This is a genomic window from Streptomyces katrae (assembly GCF_000966975.1).
Taxonomy (GTDB): domain Bacteria; phylum Actinomycetota; class Actinomycetes; order Streptomycetales; family Streptomycetaceae; genus Streptomyces; species Streptomyces katrae.
The window spans coordinates 1-5,145 of record NZ_JZWV01001250.1; the positions used below are offsets into that span (position 1 = coordinate 1).

A 5,145-nucleotide genomic window follows, 5' to 3' on the forward strand; every position below is an offset into this window, starting at 1 on the left:
GACGGGGCCTCGGGAAGGAGGGGGCGGGGGCCGGGAGGCCCCGGGGAATCGCGGGTCTACGCGCCGGGCCAGGGGCCCGGGGTCGGGGTGTCCGGCTTCTCTTCCGTTTCCGTCTTGAAGACCTTGAAGCCGCGGCGCTGGTAGTTGTCCATCGCCGTCGGCCCGTCCTGGCTGCAGGTGTGGACCCACACCCGGCGGGTGGGCTCCAGGCCCGGCCACCGCTCCGCGAGGTCCCAGGCGCGGGCCGTGCCCAGCGTCAGCAGGTGCCCGCCGATGCGGCGGCCCCGGAAGTCCGGCAGCAGCCCGAAGTACATGATCTCCACCACACCGTCCGGCTGCGGGTCCAGCTCGATGTACCCCGCCGGGGTGCCCCGGTCGTACGCCACCCAGGTCTCCACGCCCGGCCGGTCCAGCTGCTCCAGCCACTCCGCCCGGGTGAGCGACAGCCGGTCCGTCCAGTGGATGTCCCCGCCCACCGAGGCGTACAGGAACCGGCTGAACTCGGGCGAGGGCACCTCGGCCCGGCTGATCGTTATCTCCGGGCCGGGTTCGGCGGCCGGGACCAGGTCGGCGGGAGACGTCATCTCCAGGGACCAGGTGGTCAGTGTGATGGTGCTCATGCGCTTCAGGGAACCACGCCCGTTCCGCCGCGGCCCAGCCGGGCCCGTACCACCGCCGGGGCCGTGGAGTGCGGCAGCAGCCCCGCCGGGTCCTGCGGACGGATCAGCTCCACCTCCACGTCCTCCGCGAACCGGTACGGCCGGTGGCTCAGCACCCCGGCGAGGTGGCGGCGGACCCGGGAGAGCTCGGCCCGCACCGTCACCGTCCGGGTGGGATCCCCGAACACCTCCTCCGCCAGCTCCGCCGCCGTCCGCCCGCGCGGGGTCTCCGCCAGCAGGAACAGCAGCTCGGCGTGGCGCGGGCTCAGTTCCTGCGACCAGCTGCCCGCGGCCCCGTAGACCGTCGCCGTCCAGGACCGGGGCCGGCTCAGGTCCAGCACCACCCGGCTCACCGCCGCGGCCGCCGAGGGCTCCGCCAGGCGCAGCAGCCAGCCGCCGGGCAGCGGCTCCGCGACGCAGTCGCCCAGCTGCGGGATCCACAGCCGCCCGGGGCCCAGCGCCTTCGGCAGCTGCACCCGGTCCGCGGGCGCCAGCCCCGTCACCGCCGCCGTCCAGCCGTGCGGGTCCACGGCCACGGCCCGGCCGGGCAGTCGGGCCAGCAGCGGCGCCGCCACCGTCCGCAGCCGCTCCAGGGACTCCAGGTGCCGAACCCGCAGCTCTCGCTCGGCCAGCCGGGCCACCGAGCTGACCCAGGCCAGGGTCGCCGGGTGCATGGTGGCCAGCGGCCCGCTGACGTCGACCACACCCAGCAGCTGCCCGTCCCGGGGATCGTGGACCGGGGCCCCGGCGCAGGTCCAGTCGTGGTGGCTGGAGACGAAGTGCTCCGCCGAGAACACCTGCACCGGCCGCCGGGTCACCAGCGAGGTGCCCACCCCGTTCGTGCCGACCACGGCCTCGTCCCAGTCGGCCCCCACCGCGAACCCCAGCCGGTCCGCCTTGCGCAGGATGCTGCTGTGCCCCTCCCGCCACAGCAGCCGCCCGTCGGCGTCGGCGACGACCATGATGTGCAGGGACTCGTCCAGCTCGGGCAGCAGCCCCTCCCGCAGCACGGGCAGGATCTCCCGCAGCGGCGAGACCTGCCGCCGCTCCTCGGTCTCGGCGGCCGACAGCACCCGCGAGCGCGCGTCCCGGTCGGGGTGCACCCCGCCGGCCATCCTCCGCCGGTGCACCCCGCCGGCCATCATCCGCCGCCAGGACTCGGCGATCTCCGGGCGCGGGGCGGCCGGCGGGCGGTCCCCGGCCAGCGCCGCCGCCCGTACCCCCTTGAGCAGACGCGCGGCCTCCCGCGCGTCCATGGCCGAGATACGCGCCACGTCGACCGCGCTGCCTGCGGTGTGGGCCACCGGAACCTCCCCGTGCTGAACAGGACGTACTGCGGAAACGCCGAGGCCGGCGTACGCGACCCTTCCCCGGGCACGTGCGGCGGGCACCTGCGACCACCTGTGGGACGAAGGGTTGCAACGGTATGCAACTCTCGCCAACCCCCGGTCGTCCGACCGAAACTATCGGCACGCCGCCGAGCGGCGTGACAGCTCCTTCCTCGGGGCTCTTGGGACCAGGGGTGGTGCCGAGTCGGCGCGGCGCCACCCCCGGTCCCACCTGGACGGGTTCGGATCCCGGCGCTGAACGGTTCAAGGTCGCGGTGGTTTGGGGACCGCCGCGGCCCCGCGGTCCCGGGTGGTTTGGGGACCACCCGCGAACCGCGCGAACCGCAGCGGTCAGGGGACCGCGTTCAGCCCGTGATCCGCGCCCGTGCCACCAGGGCACCCAGGTCCAGGGTGTGCGGCAGCGTTCCGAAGGCCGCCCCCCGGTCACCGCCGAGCCGCGACGCGCAGAAGGCGTCCGCCACCTCCGGCGGGGCGAAGCGCACCAGCAGCGAACCTTGTAGCACCAGGGCCATCCGCTCCACCACCCGGCGCGCCCGTCCCTCGATCCCCTCCAGGTCCGCGAGCTCCGTGAACAGGCCCTTGACGGCCGCGTCCAGCCGGTGGTCGGCGCCCCGGGCCAGGCCGATCTCCTGGAGGAAGGCGTTCAGCGCCTGCGGCTCCCTCTGGAGGGCGCGCAGCGCGTCCAGCGCCTGGACGTTGCCCGAGCCCTCCCAGATGGAGCTCACCGGAGATTCGCGCAGCAGTCTCGGCAGTCCGGACTCCTCTACGTAGCCGTTTCCCCCCAGACACTCCAGTGCCTCCGCCACCATCGGCGTACAGCGTTTGGTCACCCAGTACTTCGCCGCGGGCACCGCCAGGCGCAGGAAGGCCCGCTCCTGCTCCGTCCCCGCGTCGTACGCCGCCGCCAGGCGCAGCGTCAGGACGGTCGCCGCCTCCGACTCCAGGGCGAGGTCGGCCAGGACNTTCGCGCAGCAGTCTCGGCAGTCCGGACTCCTCTACGTAGCCGTTTCCCCCCAGACACTCCAGTGCCTCCGCCACCATCGGCGTACAGCGTTTGGTCACCCAGTACTTCGCCGCGGGCACCGCCAGGCGCAGGAAGGCCCGCTCGGTCGGCCAGGACGTTGCGCATCAGCGGCTGCTCGATGAGCGGCGCTCCGAAAGCAGAGCGGTGCTCCGTATGGTGGACGGCCTGGGTGAGCGCCTGCCGCATCAGCGCGGCCGAGCCGGCCACACAGTCCAGCCGGGTCGCCGCGACCATCCCGATGATGGTCCGCACCCCCCGCCCCTCCTCGCCCACCCGCCGCGCCCAGGTCCCGTCGAACTCGACCTCCGCCGACGCGTTCGACCGGTTCCCCAGCTTGTCCTTCAGCCGCTGGACCGCGAAGGCGTTGCGCGTCCCGTCCGGCAGCACCCGCGGCACCAGGAAGCAGGTCAGCCTGTCCTTCCCCGAGGGGGCTGCCTGCGCCAGCACCAGGAAGCCGTCCGACATCGGCGCCGAACAGAACCACTTGTGCCCGGTCAGCAGGTACTCCCCGGAGGCGTCCAGCGCCACCGCCGACGTCGTGTTCGCCCGTACGTCGCTGCCCCCCTGCTTCTCCGTCATCGCCATCCCGAACAGCACCCCGGCCTTGTCCCCGGGCGGCCGCAGCCCCTCCTCGTACACGTGCGAGGTCAGCAGCGGCTCCCACTGCGCGGCCAGCTCCGGATCCGCCCGCAGCGCCGGCACCGCCGCGTGCGTCATCGACAACGGACAGCCGTGCCCCGCCTCCGCCTGCGACCACACGAAGAAGCCCGCCGCCCGCCTCAGGTGCCCCGACGGCCGCCCCCACGCGTCGGTCAGCCCCGCACCCACCGCGTGCCCCAGCAGCCGGTGCCACGCCGGATGGAACTCCACCTCGTCGATCCGGTGCCCGTAGCGGTCGTGCGTCCGCAGCACCGGCGGGTTCTCGTTCGCCTGGCGGGCCCACTGCTGGGCCTGCGCCGAGCCCGCGGCGCGCCCCAGGTCCGTGAGCTCCCGCCGCACCTCCTCCCGGACTTCGGGAGCCGCCTCGGCGAGGTGGCGCTCCACCCCCTCCGTGAGTGCCCGGTCGCCCAGGTAGACCTCGTACCCGACGAGCGGCGGAGCCTGGTTGCTGACTGTGTGGGTGGTGGCTGCCATGCGGCTACGGTAAGGACGTGCAGCCAGCAAAAGAAACACCCGACGGGACCCCGGCACGCCCGGGCCGGCTCCACCGGGCCCGCGTCCTCTACCGCAACGTCTCCAAGCGCAAGATGGGCTGGCTGCTCCTCAAGGACACGGTCAACTCGTGCGTCGAGTACCGGATCCTCGGCCTCGCCGCGGAAGCAGCCTTCTTCACCCTCCTCTCCCTGCCCCCGCTCTTCCTCGGCCTGCTCGGCCTCCTCGGCTACGTGGACGGCTGGACCAACACCCAGTCGGTGGCCAGCATCGAGGAGAACATCCTGCGCGCCGTCGGCACCGTCCTGTCCGACCGGGGCGTCAACGACATCGCCAGACCGATGCTCGACGACGTGACCCGCGAGGGCCGCCCCGACCTGATCTCCCTCGGCTTCGCCTTCGCCCTGTGGTCCGGCTCCCGCGCCGTCAACGTCTTCATCGACACCATCACCGTCATGTACGGGCTCGACGGGCAGCGCGGCATCGTCAAGACCAGGCTGCTCGCCTTCCTCCTCTACGTCATCGCCCTGGTGATCGGCGCGATCGTGCTGCCGCTGATGGTGGTCGGCCCCGACGCCGTCGTCCGGCTGGTGCCCTGGAGCACGGAGGTGATCGCCGTCCTCTACTGGCCGGTGGTCACCCTGCTGTCCATCGCCTTCCTGACCACGCTCTACCACGTCTCCGTGCCCGTCCGCTCGCCGTGGATCGAGGACGTCCCGGGCGCGCTCGTGGCCCTCGCCATGTGGGTGCTGGGCTCGTTCCTGCTGCGGATCTACCTCACCAACACGGTGGAGGGCCCCACCATCTACGGGTCCCTGGCCGCCCCGGTCGCCGTCCTGCTGTGGATCGGCATCTCGGCCTTCGCGGTGCTCGTCGGCGCCGCCGTCAACGCCGCCATCGACCGGGTCTGGCCCTCGGTGGCCACCGCCGCGGCCCGCGAGGCCAACGAACGGGTCCGGGA

General features: G+C 73.4%; 3 protein-coding genes and 2 pseudogenes. 1 reads left to right on the forward strand and 4 read right to left on the reverse strand.

The window, feature by feature from the left end; all coding sequences use genetic code 11:
• Window positions 1-56 precede the first annotated feature (56 nt).
• The 4 genes and pseudogenes from VR44_RS35710 to VR44_RS35720 all read right to left on the reverse strand — a co-directional run.
• The gene (locus tag VR44_RS35710) at window positions 57-620 is read right to left on the reverse strand and encodes a GNAT family N-acetyltransferase (protein ID WP_045951811.1); all 564 of its coding nucleotides are present in this window, start codon (window positions 618-620) and stop codon (window positions 57-59) included.
• A gap of 5 nt (window positions 621-625) precedes the next feature.
• The gene (locus VR44_RS35715) at window positions 626-1,915 is read right to left on the reverse strand and encodes a GAF domain-containing protein (RefSeq protein WP_045951813.1); all 1,290 of its coding nucleotides are present in this window, start codon (window positions 1,913-1,915) and stop codon (window positions 626-628) included.
• A gap of 437 nt (window positions 1,916-2,352) precedes the next feature.
• Window positions 2,353-2,970, reverse strand: a pseudogene (locus tag VR44_RS43330) (acyl-CoA dehydrogenase family protein); the annotation flags it as partial.
• Window positions 2,971-3,128: 158 nt separating this feature from the next.
• Window positions 3,129-4,166: pseudogene (locus VR44_RS35720) on the reverse strand (acyl-CoA dehydrogenase family protein); the annotation flags it as partial.
• A 17-nt stretch (window positions 4,167-4,183) separates the two neighbouring features.
• Between VR44_RS35720 and VR44_RS35725 the strand changes: the two are divergent.
• On the forward strand, window positions 4,184-5,145 hold a 962-nt coding region (locus tag VR44_RS35725; protein ID WP_045951812.1), incomplete at its 3' end, for a YihY/virulence factor BrkB family protein.

Excerpts from the sequence above, each read along its gene's own strand:
- VR44_RS35710 (WP_045951811.1), bottom strand. The coding sequence starts at position 620 with ATGAGCACCATCACACTGACCACCTGGTCCCTGGAGATGACGTCTCCC.
- VR44_RS35715 (WP_045951813.1), bottom strand. The coding sequence starts at position 1,915 with ATGGACGCGCGGGAGGCCGCGCGTCTGCTCAAGGGGGTACGGGCGGCG.